At 66.5% G+C, this 23,785-nt stretch carries 18 protein-coding genes and 1 riboswitch; of the genes, 11 read left to right on the top strand and 7 right to left on the bottom strand.

Features of this window, described 5'->3' with window-relative positions; genetic code table 11:
- Positions 1–398: 398 nt before the first annotated feature.
- The 3 genes from H4O10_RS18780 to H4O10_RS18770 all read left to right on the top strand — a co-directional run bounded on the left by H4O10_RS18780 (position 399) and on the right by H4O10_RS18770 (position 2,757).
- Positions 399–1,262 (top strand): pirin family protein, encoded by an 864-nt coding sequence (locus H4O10_RS18780; RefSeq protein ID WP_005410608.1) that lies wholly within the window; start codon positions 399–401, stop codon positions 1,260–1,262.
- A gap of 121 nt (positions 1,263–1,383) precedes the next feature.
- Entirely contained in the window at positions 1,384–2,103 is a 720-nt protein-coding gene (gene aqpZ / locus H4O10_RS18775) for an aquaporin Z (RefSeq protein WP_049453904.1), read from the top strand.
- Between the two features lie 195 nt (positions 2,104–2,298).
- Positions 2,299–2,757: a hypothetical protein gene (locus H4O10_RS18770; protein ID WP_005410610.1), complete on the top strand. Its 459-nt coding sequence runs from the start codon at positions 2,299–2,301 to the stop codon at positions 2,755–2,757.
- Between the two features lie 128 nt (positions 2,758–2,885).
- Here H4O10_RS18770 and H4O10_RS18765 read toward each other — a convergent pair whose 3' ends face one another.
- Entirely contained in the window at positions 2,886–3,737 is an 852-nt protein-coding gene (locus H4O10_RS18765; protein ID WP_033834360.1) for a pirin family protein, read from the bottom strand.
- A gap of 215 nt (positions 3,738–3,952) precedes the next feature.
- Between H4O10_RS18765 and H4O10_RS18760 the strand changes: the two genes are divergently transcribed.
- Both H4O10_RS18760 and H4O10_RS18755 read left to right on the top strand, forming a co-directional pair.
- The gene (locus H4O10_RS18760; RefSeq protein ID WP_005410612.1) at positions 3,953–6,034 is read left to right on the top strand and encodes a carbon starvation CstA family protein; all 2,082 of its coding nucleotides are present in this window, start codon (positions 3,953–3,955) and stop codon (positions 6,032–6,034) included.
- Positions 6,034–6,258 (top strand): CstA-like transporter-associated (seleno)protein, encoded by a 225-nt coding sequence (locus H4O10_RS18755; RefSeq protein ID WP_005410613.1) that lies wholly within the window; start codon positions 6,034–6,036, stop codon positions 6,256–6,258. The genes H4O10_RS18760 and H4O10_RS18755 overlap by 1 nt, the downstream gene beginning before the upstream one ends.
- Positions 6,259–6,609: 351 nt before the next feature.
- Here H4O10_RS18755 and H4O10_RS18750 read toward each other — a convergent pair whose 3' ends face one another.
- Entirely contained in the window at positions 6,610–7,860 is a 1,251-nt protein-coding gene (locus tag H4O10_RS18750) for a DUF819 family protein (RefSeq protein ID WP_049402630.1), read from the bottom strand.
- Between the two features lie 127 nt (positions 7,861–7,987).
- Here H4O10_RS18750 and H4O10_RS18745 point away from each other — a divergent pair, with 127 nt between their 5' ends.
- Complete coding sequence (locus tag H4O10_RS18745) at positions 7,988–8,377, top strand: VOC family protein (protein WP_049453998.1); 390 nt, start codon at positions 7,988–7,990, stop codon at positions 8,375–8,377.
- Positions 8,378–8,463: 86 nt separating this feature from the next.
- Here H4O10_RS18745 and H4O10_RS18740 read toward each other — a convergent pair whose 3' ends face one another.
- Both H4O10_RS18740 and H4O10_RS18735 read right to left on the bottom strand, forming a co-directional pair.
- Positions 8,464–9,750, bottom strand: coding sequence for a HAMP domain-containing sensor histidine kinase (locus tag H4O10_RS18740; RefSeq protein WP_033834363.1), 1,287 nt, complete (start codon positions 9,748–9,750; stop codon positions 8,464–8,466).
- Positions 9,737–10,450, bottom strand: coding sequence for a response regulator transcription factor (locus H4O10_RS18735; RefSeq protein ID WP_005410617.1), 714 nt, complete (start codon positions 10,448–10,450; stop codon positions 9,737–9,739). The genes H4O10_RS18740 and H4O10_RS18735 overlap by 14 nt, the downstream gene beginning before the upstream one ends.
- A 131-nt stretch (positions 10,451–10,581) precedes the next feature.
- On the opposite strand from H4O10_RS18735, the gene H4O10_RS18730 reads away from it, so the two are divergent.
- The 4 genes from H4O10_RS18730 to H4O10_RS18715 all read left to right on the top strand — a co-directional run bounded on the left by H4O10_RS18730 (position 10,582) and on the right by H4O10_RS18715 (position 17,376).
- Positions 10,582–12,285, top strand: coding sequence for a glycosyltransferase family 39 protein (locus tag H4O10_RS18730; RefSeq protein WP_049431415.1), 1,704 nt, complete (start codon positions 10,582–10,584; stop codon positions 12,283–12,285).
- A gap of 111 nt (positions 12,286–12,396) precedes the next feature.
- A complete protein-coding gene (locus H4O10_RS18725; RefSeq protein WP_012480985.1) occupies positions 12,397–13,149 on the top strand; it encodes a phosphatase PAP2 family protein in 753 nt (250 codons plus the stop codon).
- Complete coding sequence (locus H4O10_RS18720) at positions 13,146–14,795, top strand: phosphoethanolamine--lipid A transferase (RefSeq protein WP_049453997.1); 1,650 nt, start codon at positions 13,146–13,148, stop codon at positions 14,793–14,795. Before H4O10_RS18725 ends, H4O10_RS18720 begins: the two co-directional genes overlap by 4 nt.
- A gap of 616 nt (positions 14,796–15,411) precedes the next feature.
- Positions 15,412–17,376 carry a M2 family metallopeptidase gene (locus H4O10_RS18715; protein ID WP_049452368.1) on the top strand — a complete coding sequence of 655 codons (1,965 nt, stop codon included), beginning with the start codon at positions 15,412–15,414 and terminating at the stop codon, positions 17,374–17,376.
- A 291-nt stretch (positions 17,377–17,667) separates the two neighbouring features.
- On the opposite strand, the gene H4O10_RS18710 is transcribed toward H4O10_RS18715, so the two are convergent.
- From H4O10_RS18710 to H4O10_RS18700, 3 genes are all read right to left on the bottom strand, one after another.
- A complete protein-coding gene (locus tag H4O10_RS18710; RefSeq protein WP_005410623.1) occupies positions 17,668–18,060 on the bottom strand; it encodes a hypothetical protein in 393 nt (130 codons plus the stop codon).
- 68 nt (positions 18,061–18,128) lie between these two features.
- The gene (locus tag H4O10_RS18705; protein ID WP_049430600.1) at positions 18,129–19,025 is read right to left on the bottom strand and encodes a siderophore-interacting protein; all 897 of its coding nucleotides are present in this window, start codon (positions 19,023–19,025) and stop codon (positions 18,129–18,131) included.
- 140 nt (positions 19,026–19,165) lie between these two features.
- Positions 19,166–20,392 (bottom strand): multidrug effflux MFS transporter, encoded by a 1,227-nt coding sequence (locus H4O10_RS18700; protein ID WP_033835396.1) that lies wholly within the window; start codon positions 20,390–20,392, stop codon positions 19,166–19,168.
- Between the two features lie 299 nt (positions 20,393–20,691).
- Positions 20,692–20,794: riboswitch (glycine riboswitch) on the top strand.
- A 62-nt stretch (positions 20,795–20,856) separates the two neighbouring features.
- Between H4O10_RS18700 and gcvP the strand changes: the two genes are divergently transcribed.
- The gene (gene gcvP, locus H4O10_RS18695; RefSeq protein WP_024956945.1) at positions 20,857–23,724 is read left to right on the top strand and encodes an aminomethyl-transferring glycine dehydrogenase; all 2,868 of its coding nucleotides are present in this window, start codon (positions 20,857–20,859) and stop codon (positions 23,722–23,724) included.
- Positions 23,725–23,785 lie beyond the last annotated feature (61 nt).

Here is a 23,785-nt window from a genome sequence, read left to right as displayed (position 1 = left end):
CGGTGAATCTCGATTCCGGTGTGGATCACTACGAACGGGTGGGTGGCTACCTGGGCCGCCACCAGGAGCGAAGCAACCAGCGTTTGATTTTGACTTTGATTTTCTTTTTTCTTCTCCGTGGCTGGACGCACACGGAAACTGTCAGAGGTCGGGCGGGGTGGATTCGCGGGGGTGTCCGCGGCATGGATGCCGCGGCCAAGCCTCCACGGACGGATTCACGGCGTCCCCCGCGAACCCACCCCGCCCGGCCAAGCGCGGCTTTTGCTTTACGCGACCAACCCCACAGCCACGAGGGGCTGCGCCGTTGGCTGGAACACCCTGTTACCCATACGGGGCATGTGCCCGTCACAGCTGCATGCGATGCTGACCGCCTGATCCCTGCCAGCGAGAACGCCCGCATGACCACCATCATCGCCCCGCGCGTGCACGACATCGGCGGACTCGAAGTCCGTCGCGCCGTCCCCACCCTGCAGGCGCGCAGCATCGGCTCGTTCGTGTTCGTCGACCAGATGGGCCCGGCGCTCATGCACCCCGGCACCGCCATCGACGTGCGCCCGCATCCGCATATCGGCCTGGCCACGGTCACCTACCTGTGGTCGGGCGCCATCGGCCATCGCGACACACTCGGTTCGGACCAGGTGATCCGACCCGGAGACGTCAACTGGATGACCGCTGGCCGCGGCATCGCCCATTCCGAGCGCACGCCGCAGCCGGACCGCGATCACGACAACCCGATCCATGGCATGCAGACCTGGGTAGCGCTGCCGAAATCGCACGAGGAAATCGAGCCGGCGTTCTACCACCACGCCGCGGCCACCCTGCCCGAGCAGCGCCGCAACGGTGCCTGGCTGCGCGTCATCGCCGGCCGCGCCTATGGCGAGGAATCGCCGGTGAAGGTGTTCGCCGACACCCTCAACGTGGCAATCGATCTCGACCCGGATGCGGAAATCGATATCGACGACGGCCACCGCGAGCGCGCGCTGTACATCCTCGAAGGCGACGCACAGCTGGATGGCGTGGACATCCCTGCACAGCATCTGGTGATTCCCGAAGCCGGCGCACGTGGCCGCCTGCGCGCGAAGACGCCGGTGAAGGCGATGCTGTTCGGTGGCGAGCCGCTGGATGGCCCGCGTCACCTGTGGTGGAACTTCGTGTCCAGCTCGAAGGAACGCATCGAGCAGGCCAAGCACGATTGGGAGGCCGGCCGCTTCGGCACCATTCCGGGCGACGACAAGGAATTCATCCCGCTGCCGCAGTACTGAACATCGCGTGTTGCACACATCCGAAGGTGTATGCCTGCCCCCGGCGTTGACGCTACAGTCACCCGCTGATCATTGAAATGTGACATAAATCACACTTTAGACCGTCAAAGGAGTGCAACACATGAGCATGGGTAAACGCTTGTCCGCCGAATTCCTCGGCACGTTCTGGCTGGTTCTGGGTGGCTGCGGCAGTGCGGTGCTGGCCGCCAAGTTCGGCGGTGACAGCAATCCGCTGGGCATCGGGTTCCTCGGCGTGGCGCTCGCCTTCGGCCTGACCGTGGTGACCGGCGCCTATGCGTTCGGCCATATCTCCGGCGCGCACTTCAATCCGGCGGTCGGCGTCGGCCTGTGGGCCGGTGGCCGCTTCCCGACCAAGGACCTGGTGCCGTACATCATCGCCCAAGTGGCTGGTGGCCTGTTGGCCGGCTTCATCCTGCTGCAGATCGCCTCGGGGGCCAGCGGCTTCGCCATCGACGGCAGCCAGGCCGGTGCGTTCGCCAGCAATGGCTATGGTGCGCTGTCGCCCGGCGGTTACAGCGTGGCGGCGGCCTTCCTGTGCGAAGTGGTGCTGACCGCCGTGTTCCTGATCGTGATCATGGGCGCCACCCACGGCAAGGCACCGGCTGGCTTCGCGCCGCTGGCGATCGGCCTGTCGCTGACCCTGATCCATCTGATCAGCATCCCGGTCACCAACACCTCGGTGAATCCGGCCCGCTCCACCGCCGTGGCCTTCTTCGCCGGCAGCGGGGCGGTCAGCCAGCTGTGGCTGTTCTGGGTCGCCCCGCTGCTGGGCGGTGCGATCGGCGGCATCATCTACAAGTGGCTCGGCAACGACCGCTGAGGCCTGTGCGGACCATTGCGGCTGACCTTCGGCCGCAATGGTTACGCTTGTAACCGCAATTTGTGCGATCGCTCACGTTCCGTTAAGGTTGAGTTGACCGTCCGTGCACATGCCGGCCGGCGGGGCATCCGGGGATGGGATGCCAAGGCCGCCGGTCCATCCGACGGAGCCACGACACACCACCTTGGGGGATGCATGAAGTTCGCGCCTGTAGTGTTGTCGAGCCTGCTGTTCGCTGCGGCCCAGGCCGCCGCGCAGGCTCCCACCGAATGTCCTTCATTGCCGGCCAACAGCGGCCTGCAGTGGCAACAGCAGGCACAGGCCGATTTCCTGGTCTGCCGCGCCAGCACCAGCGATGGCCGCGAGGTACTGAGCCTGATGCTCAGTGCACGCGATCCCAACCTTCCATTGAACCGCTCGCTGCGCCACGAAAAGGGCAGCTTCGGCGGTGAATCACTGTACTGGTACCAGCCCGATCTGGGAGGCCAGCAGCCTCCCGGTTATGCCGAGCGCCGCATCAGCGTGGTCAAGCTCGACAAAGGGCGTTACGCGCAGATTTCGCTGTATCCGGACAGCGCGCAGGAACTGGGTTCGCTGCAACAGCTGGCGCAGGGGATGAGCCTGACCCCGTCGGCCGTGGCTGCCGGGAACTGACGATGGCGGGGATGACTGCCTTGCAGCATCCCCGCAATGCGAGCCGACCTGACGGTAGTGCCGGCCGCTGGCCGGCACCTCGATCCGCCGTGACCGCAGGCAGTTGCCGGCCAACGGCCGGCACCGCCTCAGAACTTGCCTTCCTGGAAATCGACGAAGGCCTGCATCAGTTCCTGCCGCGTGTTCATCACGAACGGGCCATGGCGCATCACCGGTTCCCGCAACGGACGACCAGCCACCAGGATCAGCCGCGCACCCTCGCTGCCGGCCGACAGATGCAGCTGCTCGCCACCGCCCAGCACCGCCAGTTCCTGGCGGGCGACGTCGCGCGCCGCGTCCTGCTCACCCACCGTCACCGCACCTTCGAACACATACGCGAAGGCGTTGTGCCCTTCCGGCAAGGCATAGGTCCAGGCGCGATCCGGGGCCAGCGTGATGTCCAGGTACAGCGGATCGGTGGCCGGCTGCACGATCGGGCCCTGCGTGCCATCCACGTTGCCGGCGATCACCTTCACTTCCACGCCGGCGTCCGGCCGCACCACGGGAATGCGCTCGGGCGCGAACTCCTGGTACTTCGGCTCGGTCATCTTCTCTTTCGCCGGCAGGTTCACCCACAGCTGGAAGCCGCGCATCTGACCGCTTTCCTGCTCGGGCATTTCCGAATGCACCAGGCCACGGCCTGCGGTCATCCACTGCACGCTGCCCGGGGTAAGCAGGCCCTCGTTGCCGTGGTTGTCGCGATGCCGCATGCGCCCGTCGAGCATGTAGGTGACGGTCTCGAAACCGCGATGCGGATGCTCCGGGAAGCCGGCGATGTAGTCCTCGGCACGGTCGGTGCCGAATTCATCGAGCAGCAGGAACGGGTCCAGGTCAGGCAGCGTCGGGCCGCCGATGACGCGGGTCAGGCGCACGCCGGCACCGTCGGAGGTGGGCATGCCACGGATGGTCCGCAGTACGCGGACCGGTTCGGGAAAGCTCATGGCGACTCCTGTTGGATGGATGCCACTGAAGATGGACGCCACATGGCCGCACGCCAATGGACGGCGCCGCAACCGATTGTTCCATCCCTGATGTTCGCTGCATGTCAGCACAACAAGCGTACGACCAAAGTACTACCGCCGATTCGTCCTGTGCCAATTGACCCTGCCGAGGGCACGCGGGACTCTTTGACTGTCTTTCCGGGAGAGAGCACCTCATGAAAGGGTTTTCCAAAATAGGCTGGGCGGTACTCGCCCTGCTCGGCGCCTTCTGTCTGGGCACCGTGGCCCTGCGCCGCGGCGAACACATCAATGCCCTGTGGATCGTCGTCGCCGCCGTTTCGCTGTACCTGGTGGCCTACCGCTTCTACAGCCTGTTCATCGCCAACAAGGTGATGCAGCTCGATCCGACCCGGGCCACCCCGGCGGTGATCAACAACGATGGCCTGGACTACGTGCCAACCAACAAGCACGTGCTGTTCGGTCACCATTTCGCCGCCATTGCCGGTGCCGGCCCGCTGGTGGGACCGGTGCTGGCCGCACAGATGGGCTACCTGCCCGGCCTGCTGTGGCTGGTGGTGGGCGTGGTGCTGGCCGGCGCGGTGCAGGACTTCATGGTCCTGTTCCTGTCCAGCCGCCGCAACGGCCGCTCCCTGGGCGATCTTGTGCGGGAAGAGATGGGCCAGGTGCCCGGCACCATCGCGCTGTTCGGTGCGTTCCTGATCATGATCATCATCCTGGCGGTGCTGGCGATGGTGGTGGTCAAGGCGCTGGCCGAAAGCCCGTGGGGCATGTTCACGGTGATCGCGACGATGCCCATCGCAATCCTGATGGGCGTGTACATGCGCTACATCCGCCCCGGCAGGATCGGCGAGATTTCGGTGGTCGGCCTGATCCTGCTGCTGGCCGCGATCTGGTACGGCGGCAAGGTCGCCGCCGATCCGGTCTGGGGCCCGGCCTTCACCTTCACCGGCACCCAGATCACCTGGATGCTGATCGGTTACGGCTTCGTCGCCTCGGTGCTGCCGGTGTGGCTGCTGCTGGCCCCCCGCGATTACCTGTCGACCTTCCTCAAGATCGGCACCATCATCGCACTGGCCGTCGGCATCCTGATTGTGATGCCGGAACTGAAGATGCCGGCGCTGACCCAGTTCGCTGCCAGTGGTGATGGCCCCGTATGGAAGGGCGGCATGTTCCCGTTCCTGTTCATCACCATCGCCTGCGGTGCGGTCTCCGGCTTCCACGCGTTGATTTCCTCCGGCACCACGCCGAAGCTGCTGGCCAATGAAGCGCACATGCGCTACATCGGCTACGGCGGCATGCTGATGGAATCGTTCGTGGCGGTGATGGCGCTGGTGGCGGCCTCGATCATCGATCCGGGCATCTACTTCGCGATGAACAGCCCGGCGGCGGTGATCGGTGCCGATGCGGCCTCGGCGGCGCACTACATCACCAACACCTGGGGCTTCACCATCACGCCCGAGCAGCTGACCGCGACCGCGGCGGCCATTGGCGAGCCGACCATCCTGCATCGCGCAGGTGGCGCACCGACACTGGCGGTGGGCATCGCGCAGATCCTGCACGAAGCGATTCCCAGTGGCAGCGACGCGATGATGGCGTTCTGGTACCACTTCGCGATCCTGTTCGAAGCGTTGTTCATCCTCACGGCAGTCGACGCTGGCACCCGTGCCGGTCGCTTCATGCTGCAGGACCTGCTGGGCAACTTCGTGCCGGCCCTGAAGAAGACCGAATCGTGGACCGCCAACATCATCGGTACCGCCGGCTGCGTGGCGCTGTGGGGCTACCTGCTCTACACCGGCGTGGTCGATCCGTTCGGTGGCATCCAGACGCTGTGGCCGCTGTTCGGCATCTCAAACCAGATGCTGGCGGGTATCGCACTGATGCTGGGCACGGTGGTGCTGTTCAAGATGAAGCGTGACCGCTATGCGTGGGTGACGGCCGTGCCGGCCATCTGGCTGCTGATCTGCACCACCTACGCCGGCTTCATCAAGATCTTCGACAGCAATCCGGCGCAGGGCTTCCTGGCCCAGGCACACAAGTTCCAGGCCGCCCTCGCCAGCGACACCATCACGGCACCGGCCAAATCGGTGGCGCAGATGAAGCAGATCGTGGTCAACGCCTACGTCAACACCGGCCTGACCGCGCTGTTCCTGCTGGTGGTGGGCGCAGTGCTGGTGTATTCGATCAAGACCATCCTGGCGGCCCGCCGCAATCCGCAGCGCAGCGACCGCGAGACCCCGTACGTGGCGCTGAAGCCGCATGAAATGGTGGATCTGTGATGAGCACGCAACTGGTTCCCGCCGGCCAGTACCAGGCACACCGCCGCATCTGGCGGCGCCTGGTGCAGACCGCCCGACTGTGCTGTGGCATTCCTGATTACGACAACTACGTCCGGCACATGCTGGAAAAGCATCCGGACCAGGAGCCGATGGATTACAAGACGTTCTTCCGCGAGCGCCAGGAAGCGCGCTACGGCGGACGCAACGGTGGTCGCTGCTGTTGAGGTTCCAGGGTGGGTGCCGGGCTTGCAGCCCGGCGCCCGCAGAGGCCGGAGCAACGGCAACAGCTGAGGCGTCGGCTCTGGGTTTCTGTGTGCTTGGCGGGGTGGTGTCGGATGGCGGGGACGCCGTAAACCCATCCCTGGGGGCTTGGCCGCGGCATCCATGCCGCGGACACCCCGCCATCCGACACCACCCCACCTTCGACAGATTTCCGGTGACGGCGAGATGCATCAGGGGTCAGATCCGTTTCCTCCGGGAAACGGATCTGACCCCTTCCATGTTCATGGAGGCCCATGAAATGCATCCGCGCATGGCGTGGATCTACGCAGGCATGACGCCGGGGCGGCCCGGACTCAACCGTTGGCCATCCACTTCAGGATCAGGCCAGTGACATAGGCCAGCCCGGTGCCGGTGGCGTAGCCCACCGTGCCCAGCAGCACGCCCACCGGAGCCAGCGTCGGATGGAACGCCGCGGCCACCACGGGGGCCGAAGCGGCTGCGCCGATGTTGCCCTGCGAACCGATCGCGAAGAAAAACAGCGGCGCGCGCAGCAGCTTGGCCACCACCCACAGCACCAGCACATGCGTGGCCATCCAGATCGCGCCGAGCAGGAACAGCCACGGCCGGTCCAGCAGCGACAGCAGGTTCATCTGCATGCCGATGCAGGCGATCAGGAAGTACAGGAACACCGTGCCCAGCCGCGAAGCGCCCGCAGCTTCCAGCCGGCGCGCACGGGTGAAGCTCAGGCCCAGGCCCATCGCGGTGGACAGCAGGATCACCCACACGAACTGGCTGTCCAGGCTGAACTGGCTGGCCCAGCTGACATTGGCCTTGAACCAGCCCGCCAGCGGCGCGGCGATGGCATGGGCCAGGCCGACGCCGCCCAGTGCCACGCCGACGATCACCATCAGGTCGGTCATGCTGGGAATGCGCGCGTTCTGCGCCTCGTAGGCGCTGATGCGCGCCTTCATCTCGTCGATGGCACGGGTATCGGCACCGTTGCGGGTATCGATCTGCTGCGCGCGGTTGGCCAGGAACAGCAGGATGGCCATCCACAGGCTGGCGCAGGCCACGTCGACCACCGCGAACTGGCCGAAGGTGGTGGCATCGGTGCCGAACACTTCACGCATGGCCACCATGTTGGCGCCGCCGCCGATCCAGCTGCCGGCCAGCGCCGCCATGCCGGCCCAGGTATCACCGGCCACGGTTTCGGGGTGGATCAGCTTCATCAGCTGGAACGAGACGATGGCGCCGAGCATGATGCCGGCGGTACCGGCGCAGAACACGATCAGCAGTTTCGGGCCGAGCTTGGCAATACCCTTGAGGTCGATCGACAGGGTCAGCAGGACCAGCGCGGCCGGCAGCAGCACGTCACGCGCGACCGGGTTGTACAGCGAGGTGTTGTGGCCGTCGATGACCCCGGCGGTGTTGTAGATGGCGGGGACGAAGTAGCACAGCAGCAGCGCCGGCACCCAGGCGAAGATCTTCTTCAACAACGGGGTCGGGCCACTGGCAGCCCAGAAGATCAGGGCCAGGGTGGCGGCAATCAGGCCCAGGCCAACGATGTCGTTGCTGATCAGGGTAGTAGCGGGTTCGGTCGGCATGGGATCCTCTGTCGATCGAAAGAGCGGGAAAAAAAAGCGCCGCATGAAGCGGCGCACCCCGAGATTAACATTGTCTTCACGCCGGGTCATGCTGCAGTGCCGGCTGCCCTTTCCCGGAGCCACTCCCATGCAGCTCGGCGCCTTCTCCGTCAGCCTCTCGGTCAGGGACCTGGCGGCCTCCCGCAGCTTCTACGAAGCACTGGGCTTCTCGGTGACCGGTGGCGATCCGGCGCAGAACTGGCTGGTGATGCGCAACAACGGCGTTGTCATCGGCCTGTTCCAAGGCATGTTCGAGGGCAACCTGCTCACCTTCAACCCGGGCTGGGACCAGCACAAGCAGGAACTGCCCCACTTCCAGGATGTACGTGAACTGCAGGCGGAACTGGATGCGAAGGGCATTGAACTGGCGGTGCGTACCGACCCTCATGGCCGGGGCACCGGCTACCTGCAGTTGGCCGATCCCGACGGCAATGTGATCCTGATCGACCAGCATGTGGCGCGACCGAACAGCCGGTAATGCGAACGGACATTGCGTGGGCAGGCGTCGACCTTGGTCAACGGGCAGCATGCCAACCAAGGTTGGCATCTACCAGGACGGCCGGTTCAGGCCGGACGTGAAGCACTGAAATCGAGCGTGGCGCGCGTGCCACGCGGCTCGCAGGGCTGCAGCTGCAGGGTCCAGCCAAGGTGCTCGCAGAGCCTGGCGATCAGGTCCAGGCCGATGCCGCCGCCACGGTCGGCGCGCTCGCCACGGGCCATCCGCGCGTGGATCGCCGCAATCTCCTCCGGGCTCATGCCATGCCCCGGGTCCTGCAGGGTCAGCACCGCCGACGAGCTCAGGCGCAACTCAATGTGGCCACGCCCGCTGTTCTCGATGGCATTGCGCAGCAGGTTGCCGATCGCGGCCTGCACGACGGCCAGCGGCGCGACAATATCCACCGGGGCCGCCTGGATGCCGATGCTCAGGTCCTTGTCACCGAGCAGGTGGCGATGGTCGTCGACGATTTCCGGCAGCAGCTGGTCCAGGGCGATGCGCTCGGCGCGTGCGGCCAGGCGCGCCGGGTCACGCGCCAGCACCAGCAGCAGTTCGATCAGCTGCTCCACGCTCTGCGCGGTGCGCAGCACGCGTTGCATCTGCTGGCGCGCGCGCTCGGGCAGGCCCGGCTGTTCCAGTGCCAGCTCTGCGGCACCGGTCATCACCGCAATCGGCGTACGCAGCTCGTGGCTGGCGGTGCTGATGAACACCCGCTCGCGTTCGACAAACTGCTCGTTGCGGTCCAGATAGTCGTTCAGTGCATCGGCAATGGTGTGCAGCTCGGAGCTGCCGCGCGGGTCGACCTCGATGCGCTGGCCCTGGACGCCCGGCCGCAGCGCGGCGATGTGCTGCGCCAGCAGGCTCAACGGGCGCACCATGCGTTCCATGCCGAACGACGCCATCAGCACGGTGACGAAGATCATGATCACCCCGGCCAGCATCACCCAGCGCGTGGCGAACTGTTCCAGGTCATGGAAGTCGGAAATGTCCAGCGCCAGCGCCACCCGCCCCATCGAGCCGGTGTCACGCACCATCACCGCAGTCTGCCGCCCCTTGATCGGCACCCCGTCATGCAGCCCCGGGTGCAGCATGCGCACGCTTTCCGGCATGTTGCCTTCATCGAAGCGGAACAGGCTGAGCGTGTCAGAGTCCTGCCAGCGATAGTGCGGCTCGTGCTCGGTGTGCTCGACGATGCTGTCCAGTTCGGAATTGAGCAGCGCGCGCCAGGCAGCGTGCTCCGCATGTTCATGCACGTAGTTGCCGACGCTGAACACCGCGATCGACAGCAGCGCCAGATAGCCCAGCAACCACCACACCACGCGCCGGTACAACGGCCCCGGCTTACTCGCCTTCATCATCATCCTTGCCGGCATCGCTGGGCGTGGTCACGGCCAAGCGGTAACCCACCCGCGGCAGGGTATGGATCAGTTTCTCGGCGAACGGTCCGTCCACACTGCGGCGCAGCTCGTAGACATGCGAACGCAGCAGGTCGCCATCCGGCGGTTCGTCGCCCCACAGAGCGAATTCCAGCTGCTGGCGGGTCACCGCGCCGGGGCTGGCGCGCATGAGCACTTCCAGCAGCTTGCGGCAGGCCGGGTACAGGTGCAGCACCTGGGTGCCGCGCTGGGCTTCCAGGGTGGCCAGATCCAGGACCAGATCGCCCACCTGCAGGCGCTTGCGCGGGTTGCGTCCCTGCGCACGCAGCAGCAGCGCTTCCAGCCGCACCTCCAGCTCCGGGAGTGCGAACGGCTTGGTCAGGTAGTCGTCGGCGCCGGCGCGGAAGCCGGCAATCTTGTCCGGCAGCTCGTCACGCGCGGTCAGCATGATCACCGGCACTTCCGATGCATGCTCGGCGCGCAGCCGGCGCAGCACCTCCGGGCCCTCCATGCGCGGCAGCATCCAGTCCAGGATGACGGCGTCATACGGATGGCTCCCGGCCAGGTGCAGTCCGGTGATGCCATCCGGCGCCACGTCGAGCACATGCCCGCGCGACTCGAAATAGTCGAACAGGTTGGCCACCAGCTGGCGGTTGTCCTCGATCACCAACAGACGCATGCACGAAACATCCACGGAAGTTCGTACCATGGTAGCGCCGCACATGTCGGAATGCGGTCGCCCCGGCGCCGCTCTGACGCTTTTCCCACCCCCGCCACCTCAGAATGGCCGTTTTGCTCCCGGAGCCTGCCGTGCCCGTAGCCCTGCCCCGCCGTTGGCGCCTGCCCCTGTTGTGGCTGCTGATCATTGCTGCGCTGGCAGCGGGGATCGGCCTTCGGCAGCCGCAGCCGCCGGACGAGCCGCGCTTCGTGCTGGCGGCCCGGACCATGGTCGAGAGCGGGCAATGGCTGCTGCCGCACCGCGGCGTGGAACTGTATGCGGAGAAGCCACCCGTCTTCATGTGGCTGCAGGCCGCCGCCTACGAGATCGTCGGCAGCTGGCAGTGGTCCTTCCTGCTGCCGTCGTTGCTGGGCGCCCTGCTCAGCCTGTGGCTGGTGTCGGACCTGGCGCGGCGGCTATGGTCGCCACGACATTCCATCTACGCCGTCGCTGCGCTGTTCTGCACCCTGCAGTTCGGGCTGATGGCGAAGCGCGCGCAGATCGACATGGTGCTGGTGGGCATGACCACCGTGGCCCTCTGGGGCCTGATGCGTCATCTGTGTGAACGCCGCAACCTGCCTGCCCTGTGGCTGGCCGGCTTCGCCGCAGGCGTCGGCACAGTGACCAAGGGCGTGGGTTTCCTGCCGCTGCTGATGGTGCTGCCCTGGTTCGGCTGGTGGCTGTACCAGCGCCGCCGCGGACGCACGGTGGAGGGTCCGCATCCGGCAACCCTGCTCTGGCTGATCCCGGCCTTCCTGCTGGGTGTCGGGGTGTGGCTGGCGCCGCTGGGCTGGGCCCTGCTGCACACGCCCAGTGCCGAACTGCAGGCTTATGCGCACGAGCTGCTGTTCAAGCAGACCGGCACCCGTTATGCCAATGCGTGGCACCACCGGCAGCCCGCCTGGTATTACCTGCAGGTGATCCTTACCCTGTGGCTGCCGGGCAGCCTGCTGCTGCCGATGCTGTTCAAGCCCTGGTGGCGCCGTATCCGCCGTGGCGACCGCCGCCAGTGGCTGCTGCTGGGCTGGGCCGTGCTGGTACTGGTGTTCTTCAGCGCCAGCCCGGGCAAGCGCGAGGTGTACCTGCTGCCGATGTTGCCGGCGATGGCGCTGGCCGTAGCCCCGCTGCTGCCCGGCCTGCTGCGCCGCCTGTGCGTTCGCCGCTACCTGTTCGGCTACAGCGTGGTGCTGATGCTGGCCACTGGCACGCTGGGCGTGATGCTGCTGACCGAACACGCTTGGGCGGTGGCCCAGCTGGAACGCCGCGCCATGCCCGATACCCTGCTGCCGGTGCTGGGCGATGGCCTGCTGACCTTCGCCATCGCGCTGGCCACGCTGATCGTGTGGTTGCGGGTGCGCCGCGCGGCGACGCTGGTGCTGCTGACCCACGGCATGCTGTGGATGCTCTACGGCCTGGTACTGATTCCGGCGCTGGATCCCTATGCATCGGCGTCAGCGCTGATGCGCCGGGTCGGCGCGCGGATCGGACCGGATGCCGAACTGGCGCTGGTGGCCTGGCGCGAGCAGAACCTGCTGCAGGCCGACCGCCCGGTACGCGAATTCGGCTTCAAGCGGCCCTGGGCAGAGCAATGGCATGACGCCGGCCCTTGGCTCGCTGAGGCGCCGGACAAGCGCTGGCTGCTGGTGCTGGACGATGCGATGAGCCCCTGCGTGGATCCGGCCAAAGTGATCGACATCGGTGTTGCCAACAGGAATCGTTGGCAACTGCTTCCCGGTACCGCATGGAACCCGGAGTGTCACGCCGAGCGGACAGGATCGACCGCCGAAGAAGACTGAACGTTGACATGCGCCGAGGACTCATTAACCCGGCGCGAACGGGCGTCCGACCCTTCTCCGACATCCAGGTGACGAGCATGAGCGCGGATTCCCGAACCGCCCCTTCCCAGCATGCCCGTCCGTCCCCTTGATTCGGTAGCGCCGCTTGCGACATCACCACTGGCGTCTCGATTTGCCGTAACTCACCTCTGGCTGCCTGTCGCAATCGGTCTGCCGTTGTTTACGCTGCTGATGGGCTTCGGCGGCGATCAATGGGTGGCCGATCACCTGTTCCGTCTTGAAGGCAGCCACTGGGCGCTGCAGGACGCCTGGATCACCCGCAGCGTCGTGCACAAGGCCGGCAAATGGTTGAGCACGGCGGCGGCGCTGGTCGTGATCCTGCTGTGCTTCCACCACTGGCGTAAGGGTCGCGATCGCACCCTGCAATGGGCGCTGCTTTATGTCGTGATTGCCATGGCACTGGGCACCGGCGTGATCTCCCTGCTGAAGTCGCTGGTGCCGATGGAATGCCCGTGGGACCTGCTGCGCTACGGTGGCCACCAGCCTTTCATCGGTCTGTTCACCCTGCGCCCGGAAGGCATGCCGGCACAGGCCTGCTTCCCGGCAGGCCACGCCAGCGCAGGCTATGCGTGGCTCTGCCTGTACTTCTTCGCGTTGCTGTGGCGGCCGTCCTGGCGCTGGACCGGGCTCTGGATCGGCCTCGGCACCGGCCTGGTGTTCGGGATCAGCCAGCAGTTGCGGGGCGCCCATTTCCTTTCGCATGACATTGCCACCGCGTTGATATGTTGGCTGCTTTCGTTGGGCCTGTATGTTCTGATCCACCGTCAGCTGGACCGTCCCCACCGCCAGGAGGCAAACGCATGAGTGCATCGGTCCAACGCCCCGCCCGCCTCCCCGCCCTTGCGGGTCTTCGCAACTGGCGGCCGCAGCTCTCCACGGAAGCACTGATCGCGCTGACCAGCCTGTTCTTCGCGGTGGCCGGCAACGGCCTGTTCTGGCACAGCGCGATGGCCAGCCATCCAGGCAGCCTGCGTTACGCGCTTTCGCTGCTGCTGTTGCTGCTGGGTGCACACGGCGTGCTGCTGGGCATCCTGGTCTGGCGCTGGAATGCCAAAGTGGTAATCAGCCTGTTGCTGCTGGTGACGGCGTTCGCTGCGCACTACATGAACCGCTACCACATCTATCTGGATGCGGACATGCTGCGCAACGTGCTGGCGACCGACCCCAAGGAGAGCCGCGAGCTGATGACCGTATCGCTGCTGTGGCCGGTGCTGCTGCTGGCCGTGCTGCCGATGGTGGTGCTGTGGCGCGTGCAGCTGCGCCGACGCAGTTGTGGCCGCAGCCTGCTGTGGCGACTCGGCTTCCTGGTCGTGGCGGCGGCGACCGCAGTTGGCGGTGCGCTGATCTCGTTCCAGGATATCTCGGCGCTGATGCGCAACCAGCGCGAAGTACGCTATCTCGCCACCCCGGCCAACGTGCTGCTCGGTATGCCGCGCGCGCTGCGTGGCGACAACCCGGTGCAGCGCGCGCCGAAGCTGCCGATCGGCACCGACGCCAAGGCCACGCCACGCGCCCCGGCCAGCAAGCCGCGCCTGCTGGTGATCGTCATGGGCGAAACCGTGCGCGCGCAGAACTGGGGGCTCAACGGTGGCCGCAACACCACCCCGGAGTTGGCCCAGGCACCGGTGATCAACTTCCCCGACATGCACTCCTGCGGCACCAGCACCGAAGTATCGCTGCCGTGCCTGTTCTCGCCGTGGGGACGCCACGACTACGATGAAAAGAAGATCCGTGCACACCAGTCGCTGCTGCACGTGCTGAACCGCGCCGGCATCGCACCGTTGTGGCGTGACAACCAGTCCGGCTGCAAGGGCGTCTGCGAAGGGCTGGAGTTCCAGTCGCTGTCCGATGCGACCACGCCGGGGCTGTGCGCCGATGGCCGCTGCATGGACGAGATCCTGCTGCAGGACCTGGCCACCCAGGTGCGTGCCAAGCCCGGCGACCGGGTGGTGGTGCTGCACCAGCTGGGCAACCACGGCCCGGCCTACTTCGAGCGTTACCCGGCAGCCTTCGCGCGCTTCAAGCCAACCTGCGACACCCGTGACATCGGCCGTTGCTCTCGCGAAGAGATCACCAACAGCTATGACAACGCGGTGTTGTACACCGATCATTTCCTGAGCAAGACCATCGGCACCCTGCAGGGCATGCAGGATTACGACACGGCGATGATCTACCTGTCCGACCATGGTGAATCGCTGGGCGAGAAGGGCCTGTTCCTGCATGGCGTGCCGTATGCGATCGCTCCGGCCGAGCAGACCCGCGTACCGATGACGATGTGGTTCTCGCCGGGCTTTGCCAGCAGCCGTGGGTTGGACCTGCAGTGCGTGCGCAAGCGTTCGGCGGCCTATACCGACCACGACAACCTGTTCCCGTCGGTGCTGGGCCTGATGCAGGTGAAGACCTCGCTGTATGAGCGCGATCGCGACCTGTTCGCCAACTGCGAAGGTTGAGGGTTGTTCGGCAGGGCTTGCAGCCCTGCACCCGCGGTAGTGCCGGCCGCTGGCCGGCAGCCTCGACAGCAACAGCAGAAGCGGGTTTCCTGAGGGATGGCGGGGTGGGTCCGGTGGCGGGAGACGCCGTAAACCCATCCATGGGGGCTTGGCCGCGGCATCCATGCCGCGGACACTCCCGCCACCGGACCCACCCCGCCTTCGACAGTTTTCCGCGATCTGTCGGAACGACGCATTGCCCTGGTGGGTGTCGACCTTGGTCGACACAGGAGATCCACGCCATGCGTGGATGACTCATTCGATATCTGACAGATGTGTCGACCAAGGTCGACACCTACCAACAGCCGCCGGAATCTGTCGAAGGCGGGGCGGTGTGGATGGGCAGGACCGTTGGCGCCATGGATGGCGCCATCGAGCCCCCATGGATGGGTTTACGGCGTGTCCTGCCCACCCACACCGCCCCGCCATCCCACGGAATGCACGCTGTTGCTTCGGCCTTTGCCGTTGCTTGAAGGCCTCTGCGGGTGCCGGGCGCCGCCCGGCCGACTTCCGCCACTTGCGGTGGCAGCGACGGCCCACTAGCCTTCGGCCGTCGTTCACCACCCAAGGACCGCCCGTGAAACACCGTCATCTCCTGCTGGCCTCGGCAATCGCCGCCGCCACGCTGGCCCTGGCCGCCTGCAAGAAGGAAGCTGCCCCAGGCACCGATACCGCCAGCAGCAGCGTCCCGGCCGGCGAAACCGCCGACCAGTTCGTGGCCCGCATCAATGCCGAATTCAAGGCCGCCTACCCGGAGATGACCTCGGCGCAGTGGCTGTCTTCCACCTACATCAACAGTGATTCCGAACGCATCGCGGCCAAGGCCAACGAGCGCTCGCTGACCCAGCTCAACAGCTGGATCGAGCAGGCCGCCAAGTTCGACGGCAAGCCGATGAGCGAGGACAGCAAGCGTGCGATCCACCTGCTGAAACTGATGTCCTCGATGCCGGCGCCGCGCGATCCGGCCAAGCTGGCCGAGCTGACCCAGATCGCCACCCGCATGGAAGGCAGCTACGGCGCTGGCAAGTACTGCACCGACGCCAACGATCCGAACTCCTGCCGCCAGCTGGGCGAGCTGGAACAGGTACTGGCGCGCAGCCGCGACTACGGCAAGCAGCTTGACGCCTGGCAGGGCTGGCACAGCACCACCAAGAGCATGCGCGGCGACTACCAGAAGTTCGTCGGCCTGGTGAACGAAGGCGCCAAGGGCATGGGCTTCACCGATGCCGGCCAGATGTGGCGCAGCGGCTACGACATGCCGCCGGAGCAGATCGGCCCGGAAACCGACCGCCTGTGGGAACAGGTCAAGCCGATGTACGAGCAGCTGCACTGCTACGCGCGCGGCAAGCTGGACAAGACCTATGGCAAGGACAAGGCCGAAGTAGGCAATGGCCTGATCGCCGCGCACCTGCTGGGCAACATGTGGCAGCAGGACTGGTCGAACCTGTGGGACCAGCTGGAACCGTACCCGGGCGCCGGCAGCCTGGACATCACCGCGGCGCTGGAAAAGCAGTACCAGACCAACCTGAGCGCGGCGCTGGCCAAGGCCGGCAAGGATGCCAACGTGGCCGCGCAGTACAAGGCGCAGCGCGAGGCCGAACTGCGTACCGCCAAGCAGATGACCGAGCGCGCGCAGGACTTCTACGTGTCGCTGGGCATGCCGTCGCTGCCGCAGTCCTACTGGGAAAAGACCCAGTTCATCAAGCCTGACGACCGCGACGTGGTCTGCCACGCCAGTGCCTGGGACATGAACATGGAAGGCGACGTGCGCACCAAGATGTGCATCAAGCCGAACGAAGAGAACTTCACCACCATCTACCACGAGCTGGGCCACATCTATTACGACCTGGCCTACAACCCGCTGCCGCCGCTGTTCCAGGGCGGTGCCAACGATGGCTTCCATGAAGCGATCGGCGACACCATCGTGCTGGCGATGACGCCCGAGTACCTCAGCTCGATCGGCCTGGTCGATGCGCCGACCGAAAGCCGCGAGGCGGTCATCAACAACCAGATGCGCATGGCGCTGTCAGGCGTGTCGTTCCTGCCGTTCGGGCTGATGATCGACCGCTGGCGCTGGGGCGTGTTCGATGGCTCGATCACTGCCGACAACTACAACAAGGCGTGGTGGGACCTGAAGGCCAAGTACCAGGGCGTGGCGCCGGCCAGCACCCGTGGCGAAGAGTTCTTCGATCCGGGCGCGAAGTACCACGTGCCGGGCAACACTCCGTACACCCGCTACTTCCTGGCGCGCATCCTGCAGTTCCAGTTCTACAAGGGCCTGTGCGACGCGTCCGGCTACAAGGGCCCGCTGCATGAGTGCACCTTCTACGGCAACAAGGAAGCCGGCCAGAAGTACTGGGCGATGCTGAGCAAGGGTGCCAGCCAGCCGTGGCAGGCCACGCTGAAGGAGCTGACCGGTACCGACAAGCTCGATGCCGGCCCGATGATCGAGTACTTCACCCCGGTCAACGAGTGGCTGAAGCAGCAGAACGAAGGCCAGATGTGCGGCTGGCAGGCCAACGCGGCCCCGGCGGCGAAATGAAAAAAGGGGCGGGTCCGAAAGGATCCGCCCCTTTCCGGTAGTGCCGGCCGCTGGCCGGCAACTCCGCGATGAAGACCCAACGGGCAGCCGGCCAGCGGCCGGCTCTACCGCAACAGCAGTCAAAGGCCAGATGTGCGGCTGGCAGGCCAACGCGGCCCCGGCGGCAAAATGAAAAAAGGGGCGGGTCCGCGAGGATCCGTCCCTTTCCGGTAATGCCGGCCGCTGGCCGGCAACTGCACGGTGGAAATCCGTCTGGCAGCCGGCCAGCGGCCGGCTCTACCGCAACAGCGGTCAGCTGTTCTTCTTCGCGGCCATCGCTGCGGCCAGCTCGGCCTTGAATTCCTCGAAGGTCTGGCCCTTCTCCCTGGCTTCGGCCTGTGCGGCATCGCGCAGCGCGTCGGAGTACATCAGGCGCACCGGCGTGCCATTGCGTTCGTGCAGCTCACCGGCCTGCATGATCAGCGCCAGCACCTGTGCGGCGCTTTCGCTGTGGCCGGCAATGCGGCCATCCATGCCCAGCACCCATTCGCCGTCGCGGCGCACGACACCGGCCAGCAGGGTGCGCTGTGCATCGCGCAGTTCCGCATGCGGCTCCACCGGCGAGGCCTGCGCGGCGGCCTTGTTGGCGGCCTGCTTTTCCTGGCGACGGCGCTGGTCGCGGCGGGTCTTGGAGCTGGTGGACATGGTGCGGTACCGCTGCGAAGGGGGGCGCAAGGATAGCGCACCCCGCCCGCAGCACCGCTTCACACCCCTCAGTCCAGCACTTTGCCGTGCCGCCAGTAGCCCATGAAGGTGATCGCGCGGCGGTCCAGCCCGCAATCGCGCACCAGATGGCGACGGATCGCCATCACGGCCCCCGCCTCGCCCGCCACCCAGGCATACAGCGGCCCGGCCACACCGGTTTCGGCCTGCTCCCAGAGGATCTGCGTATCGACGTCGATCTCCTCCAGCGCATCGCCGGCAGCCACGCCCGAGGTCGCTGCCAACCGCGCCTGGACCGCCTGCAGCAACCGCTGTCCGTAGGCGGCCTGCCCGCGCGGCAGCCAGACCAGCTCGGCGCTGGAGGGCGCCTTCAGGTGCACCGCATCACCGGCCTGCGCCACCTCCAGCAGCGCCAGCGTGCGCGGTGGGTCGACCATGGCCGCCAGTTCCTCGAGGATGCCGGCCACCGCAGGCAACGCGGTTTCATCGGCCACCAGCAGCACCTGGCCGACACCGGCCGGTGGCTTCCACTCCCAGCCCTCGCTGCTCTCGGCACAGTCGGCGTCCGGGGCCAGCAGCACCACACGGTCGCCTGGGCGGGCGTGCATGGCCCAGCGCGAGGCGGGGCCGGTTTCGCCATGGATGACGAAATCGACGTCGACCTCGCCCTGCTCGGCGCGCAACTGGCGGATGGTGTAGGTACGCATCGGCGGGCGCTTGTCGTCCGGCAGGGCCCGGTAGCGTGGGTACCAGTCTTCACCGCTGGGGACCTGCGGCACCTCCTGGCCGGGCAAGGGGAAGAACACCTTGATGCGCTGGTCAGGGCCTTCGGTCTTCATCCGCGCCACGTCGGCACCGGTGAACACCATGCGGTCCAGGGAAGGGGAAAGAACGCGGCGCTCCTTCAGCGCCACCTCGAACAGGCGGTAGGTCTGCTGCGCAGCCATGGGGAACCTCATGCAACGACATCGGATTGGCTGGCTGTCGTGCATCCACGCACCGGCTGGCTGGAGTGCCCAGCCTAGTCCGGTCGTTCCTCTTCGCAAGCGTTGCGGGCAAAGCGGCCGGCCCTACCCCTGCGCGCTGCTCAATGGCCCGTGCAGGCCGCCTGTGCCGCGCGTTCACGCTGGTGTTCCCAGTACCAGAACACGAAGCCGGCGGCGAAGAACGCGGCCTGCCCCAGCGCCAGGTGCAGCGGGCTGGCGCTAAGCAGCGGCGACACCACGCCGGCCACCACCGTGCTGATCATCAGCTGCACGAAGGCCTGCAGCGACGAGGCCAGGCCGCGCTGGTGCGGGTACATGTCCAGCACCGCCAGCGCCAGGATCGGGAAGATCAATGCCATGCCCATGCCGCCCAGGAAGATCGGCAGTACCGCCCATGGCAGCACGAACTGTGGCGACAGCGCCACGTAGCCGACATTCAGCAGCACCGACAGCGCACACAGGCCGAAACCAATGGACACCTGGCGGGTGGGCGTGGTGTGCCCGGCCATGCGCCCGGACAGGAACGAGCCGGTGGTCATGCCGCCGATGGTGGGGATGAACAGCCAGGCAAAACCACCCTCGCCCAGATGCAGGTGCTGCATCACGAACACCGGCGCCGAGGAGATGTACAGGAAAATGCCGCCGAAACCGATGCTGCCGGCCAGCGCCAGGCGCAGAAACCGCGGGTTGAAACCGATGCGCACGTAATCACGCAGCAGCACGCGCGGCGACAACGGCACCCGTGCCTCCACCGGATGGGTTTCCGGCAGGTAGCGTGCAGTGGCCGCCAGCAGGAGCAGCGCAAACACCACCAGGAACCAGAAAATCAGTGGCCAGCCGGCGCCACTGAGCAGGATCCAGCCGCCAATGATCGGTGCGATGGCCGGAGCGATGCCGAACAGCATCGATACCTGGCTCATCAGACGCTGCGCGTCGTGTCCGTGGTACAGGTCGCGGATCACCGCGCGGCCGACGATCATGCCGACGCCTGCTGACAGGCCCTGCAGCGCACGGAACGCCAGCAGCGTGGTCAGGTCGGTGGACAGCGCGCAGCCGACCGAAGCGCCGACGAACACCATCAGGCCACCGAGGATCACCCGCTTGCGGCCCCAGGCATCGGACAGCGGGCCGTGCGCAAGGCTCATCAGGCCGTAGAACAGCAGGTACACGCTGATGGTCTGCTGCACCGCCACCTCGTCCACCGCCAGGCGCTGGGCCAGCTGCGGGAACGCCGGGAAGATGGTGTCGATCGAGAACGGACCGAACATGGCCAGGCCGGCGAGCAGCAGGGCCATGCGGCGGGTGGAGGGAGCAACAGCGGCGGTCATGGGAAAGGCGTCCGGCAGGGCCATGCGCGGCACGCACGGCGGGCGCCGGTCCCCTGCAGCAGGGACGGCGCCAGATGAATTCGGGTATCCGCCCATCATAGGTGGGGATTGCACCTGATGCCATGCAGCAGTGCACAAAACGCACGGACGGGCCATCGGCCATTCAGGCGCGGCCTCCAGGACCGAAGGCGGCCGCCGCGCCCGCAACGGGCTATAATCGGCGGGCAACACGGTGGGAGAAGCGGAACACCGCTGCCGAAGGCGCAACGCCCGTAATCGCTCAGGCCCGATACCACCCGTAACACAACTCTGGAGAGACCGGTTCGATCCGGCGCCGAAGGGGCACGAAGCTGCGGTCCGCCGCGCTTTTAAACTCTCAGGCAAAAGGACAGAGGGGCGCCCCGCAGACCGCCGACCGGCGGCTTGTGCCCGTGCGTGTGCCCTTTCCTGACGGATCCTTCGCCATGTCCCAGAACACCCCTTCCCTGCGTGAGCTCGAGCACCACAACGCGTTCGTCGAGCGCCACATCGGCCCCAACGACGCCGAGATCGCGCAGATGCTCGACGTCGTCGGCCACGCGTCGCTGGATGCGATGACCGACGCCATCGTGCCGGCCAAGATCAAGTCGCCGGCACCGCTGGCACTGCCGGAGTCGATGACCGAAGTGCAGGCACTGGCGAAGATCCGTGCGATCGCCGACAAGAACACCGTGCTGCGCAGCTTCATCGGCCAGGGTTACTACGGTACCCACACGCCGAACGTGATCCTGCGCAACATCCTGGAAAACCCGGCGTGGTACACCGCCTACACCCCGTACCAGGCGGAAATCTCGCAGGGCCGCATGGAAGCGCTGATCAACTTCCAGACCCTGTGCGCCGACCTGACCGGCATGGAAATCGCCAACGCCTCGCTGCTGGACGAAGCCACCGCCGCCGCCGAAGCGATGACCCTGGCCAAGCGTTCGGCCAAGTCGAAGTCGGACACCTTCTTCGTGCACGACGCCGTGCACCCGCAGACCCTGGAACTGCTGCGTACCCGCGCCGAGCCCATGGGCATCGTGCTGCGCGTCGGCACCCCGGCCGAAGCACTGGAAGCGGAAGCGTTCGGCCTGCTGCTGCAGTATCCGGACACCTTCGGCCAGGTCGGCGACTACAAGGCGCTGGTCGATGCCGTGCACGCACGCGGCGGCCTGGTGGCCGTGGCCACCGACCTGCTGGCCCTGACCCTGCTGGCTGCCCCGGGCGAATGGGGCGCGGACATCGTTGTCGGCAACAGCCAGCGTTTCGGCGTGCCGTTCGGTTTCGGTGGCCCGCACGCCGCCTTCATGGCCTGCCGTGACGCCTACAAGCGCTCGATGCCGGGCCGCCTGATCGGCGTTTCGATCGATGCCCAGGGCAACCCGGCCTACCGCCTGACCCTGCAGACCCGCGAACAGCACATCCGCCGCGAGAAGGCCACCTCCAACATCTGTACCGCGCAGGTGCTGCTGGCGGTGATGGCCTCGATGTACGCCGTTTACCACGGCCCGGAAGGCCTGACCCGCATTGCCCGCCGCACCCATCGACTGGCCTCGATCCTGGCCGCAGCGCTGCGCAATGCCGGCGTGCAGGTCGGTGGCGACTTCTTCGACACCCTGCACGTCACCGGCGTGCATGCCGATGAAATCCATGCCAAGGCACGCGCCGCCGGTTACAACCTGCGCGCGATCGACAGCGACTCGGTCGGCATCAGCCTGGACGAGACCACCACCCGCGCCGACATCGTCGCCGTGGCTGCGGTGTTCGGTGCCTCGCTGGACGTCGACGCACTGGATGCCAGCACCGCCGACGCGCTGCCGGCCGGCCTGCTGCGCCAGTCCGCGTTCCTGACCCACCCGGTGTTCAACACCCACCACAGCGAGCACGAACTGCTGCGCTACCTGCGTTCGCTGGCCGACAAGGACCTGGCGATGGACCGCACGATGATCCCGCTGGGTTCGTGCACCATGAAGCTCAACGCCACCGCCGAGATGATCCCGGTGACCTGGCCGGAGTTCTCGCAGATCCACCCGCTGGTGCCGGCCGACCAGGCGCTGGGCTACAAGGAACTGATCGACACGCTGGAAGCGATGCTGGTCGAATGCACCGGCTACGACGCGGTCAGCCTGCAGCCGAACTCCGGCGCACAGGGCGAGTACGCCGGCCTGCTGGCGATCCGGGCATACCACCGCTCGCGCGGCGAAGGCCACCGCGACATCTGCCTGATCCCGGATTCGGCGCACGGCACCAACCCGGCCTCGGCGCAGATGTGCGGCATGAAGGTGGTGGTCACCAAGACCGATGCCAACGGCAACGTCGATGTGGAAGACATCCGCCTCAACGCCGAGAAGTACAGCGACCGCCTGGCCGCGATCATGATGACCTACCCGTCCACGCACGGCGTGTTCGAGGAAGAGGTGGTCGAGATCTGCGAGATCATCCACCAGCACGGCGGCCAGGTGTACACCGACGGCGCCAACATGAACGCCCTGGTCGGCGTGGCCAAGCCCGGCAAGTGGGGTTCGGACGTTTCGCACCTGAACCTGCACAAGACCTTCTGCATCCCGCACGGCGGCGGCGGCCCGGGCGTCGGCCCGTGCGCGGTCAAGGAACACCTGGCCCCGTTCCTGCCGGGCAAGCTGGGTGACAACGGCCCGGTCGGCATGGTCAGCGCCGCCAGCTTCGGCAGCGCCTCGATCCTGCCGATCAGCTGGATGTACATCGCGATGATGGGCCGCGAAGGCCTGCGCAAGGCCACCCAGGTCGCGCAGCTCAACGCCAACTACATCGCCAAGCGCCTGGCCCCGCACTTCAAGACCCTGTACACCGGCCGCAACGGCCTGGTGGCACACGAGTGCATCCTCGACGTACGCCCGCTGGAGAAGACCAGCGGCATCGGCGCCGAGGACGTCGCCAAGCGCCTGATCGACTTCGGCTTCCACGCCCCGACCCTGAGCTTCCCGGTGGCCGGCACGCTGATGGTCGAACCGACCGAGAGCGAATCGCTGCACGAGCTGGACCGCTTCATCGACGCGATGATCCAGATCCGCGAGGAGATCACCGCGATCGAAGACGGCCGCCTGGACCGCGAGGACAACCCGCTGAAGAACGCGCCGCACACCGCCACCGCGGTGACCGCCAGCGAGTGGACCCACGCCTACCCGCGCGAACTGGCTGCCTTCCCGCTGGCCAGCCTGAAGCAGAGCAAGTACTGGCCGCCGGTGGCGCGCGTCGACAACGTGTACGGCGACAAGAACGTGATGTGCGCCTGCATCCCGGTCGATGCCTACAAGGATGATGAAGTCGAGGCTTGATTCCTCGCGGCATCGGTAAAGAGAACGGCCCGCGCAAGCGGGCCGTTTTCATGAGGGCGGG

The sequence above is a fragment of the Stenotrophomonas sp. I18B00994 genome (assembly GCF_014145825.1).
In the GTDB taxonomy this organism is placed as follows: Bacteria; Pseudomonadota; Gammaproteobacteria; order Xanthomonadales; family Xanthomonadaceae; genus Stenotrophomonas; species Stenotrophomonas maltophilia.
This window is presented reverse-complemented; position numbering and strand designations above follow the sequence as displayed.

Coding starts and splice junctions, on each gene's coding strand:
- H4O10_RS18780 (WP_005410608.1), top strand. CDS start 399: ATGACCACCATCATCGCCCCGCGCGTGCACGACATCGGCGGACTCGAA.
- aqpZ (WP_049453904.1), top strand. CDS start 1,384: ATGAGCATGGGTAAACGCTTGTCCGCCGAATTCCTCGGCACGTTCTGG.
- H4O10_RS18770 (WP_005410610.1), top strand. CDS start 2,299: ATGAAGTTCGCGCCTGTAGTGTTGTCGAGCCTGCTGTTCGCTGCGGCC.
- H4O10_RS18765 (WP_033834360.1), bottom strand. CDS start 3,737: ATGAGCTTTCCCGAACCGGTCCGCGTACTGCGGACCATCCGTGGCATG.
- H4O10_RS18760 (WP_005410612.1), top strand. CDS start 3,953: ATGAAAGGGTTTTCCAAAATAGGCTGGGCGGTACTCGCCCTGCTCGGC.
- H4O10_RS18755 (WP_005410613.1), top strand. CDS start 6,034: ATGAGCACGCAACTGGTTCCCGCCGGCCAGTACCAGGCACACCGCCGC.
- H4O10_RS18750 (WP_049402630.1), bottom strand. CDS start 7,860: ATGCCGACCGAACCCGCTACTACCCTGATCAGCAACGACATCGTTGGC.
- H4O10_RS18745 (WP_049453998.1), top strand. CDS start 7,988: ATGCAGCTCGGCGCCTTCTCCGTCAGCCTCTCGGTCAGGGACCTGGCG.
- H4O10_RS18740 (WP_033834363.1), bottom strand. CDS start 9,750: ATGAAGGCGAGTAAGCCGGGGCCGTTGTACCGGCGCGTGGTGTGGTGG.
- H4O10_RS18735 (WP_005410617.1), bottom strand. CDS start 10,450: ATGCGTCTGTTGGTGATCGAGGACAACCGCCAGCTGGTGGCCAACCTG.
- H4O10_RS18725 (WP_012480985.1), top strand. CDS start 12,397: ATGCCCGTCCGTCCCCTTGATTCGGTAGCGCCGCTTGCGACATCACCA.
- H4O10_RS18720 (WP_049453997.1), top strand. CDS start 13,146: ATGAGTGCATCGGTCCAACGCCCCGCCCGCCTCCCCGCCCTTGCGGGT.
- H4O10_RS18710 (WP_005410623.1), bottom strand. CDS start 18,060: ATGTCCACCAGCTCCAAGACCCGCCGCGACCAGCGCCGTCGCCAGGAA.
- H4O10_RS18705 (WP_049430600.1), bottom strand. CDS start 19,025: ATGGCTGCGCAGCAGACCTACCGCCTGTTCGAGGTGGCGCTGAAGGAG.
- H4O10_RS18700 (WP_033835396.1), bottom strand. CDS start 20,392: ATGACCGCCGCTGTTGCTCCCTCCACCCGCCGCATGGCCCTGCTGCTC.
- gcvP (WP_024956945.1), top strand. CDS start 20,857: ATGTCCCAGAACACCCCTTCCCTGCGTGAGCTCGAGCACCACAACGCG.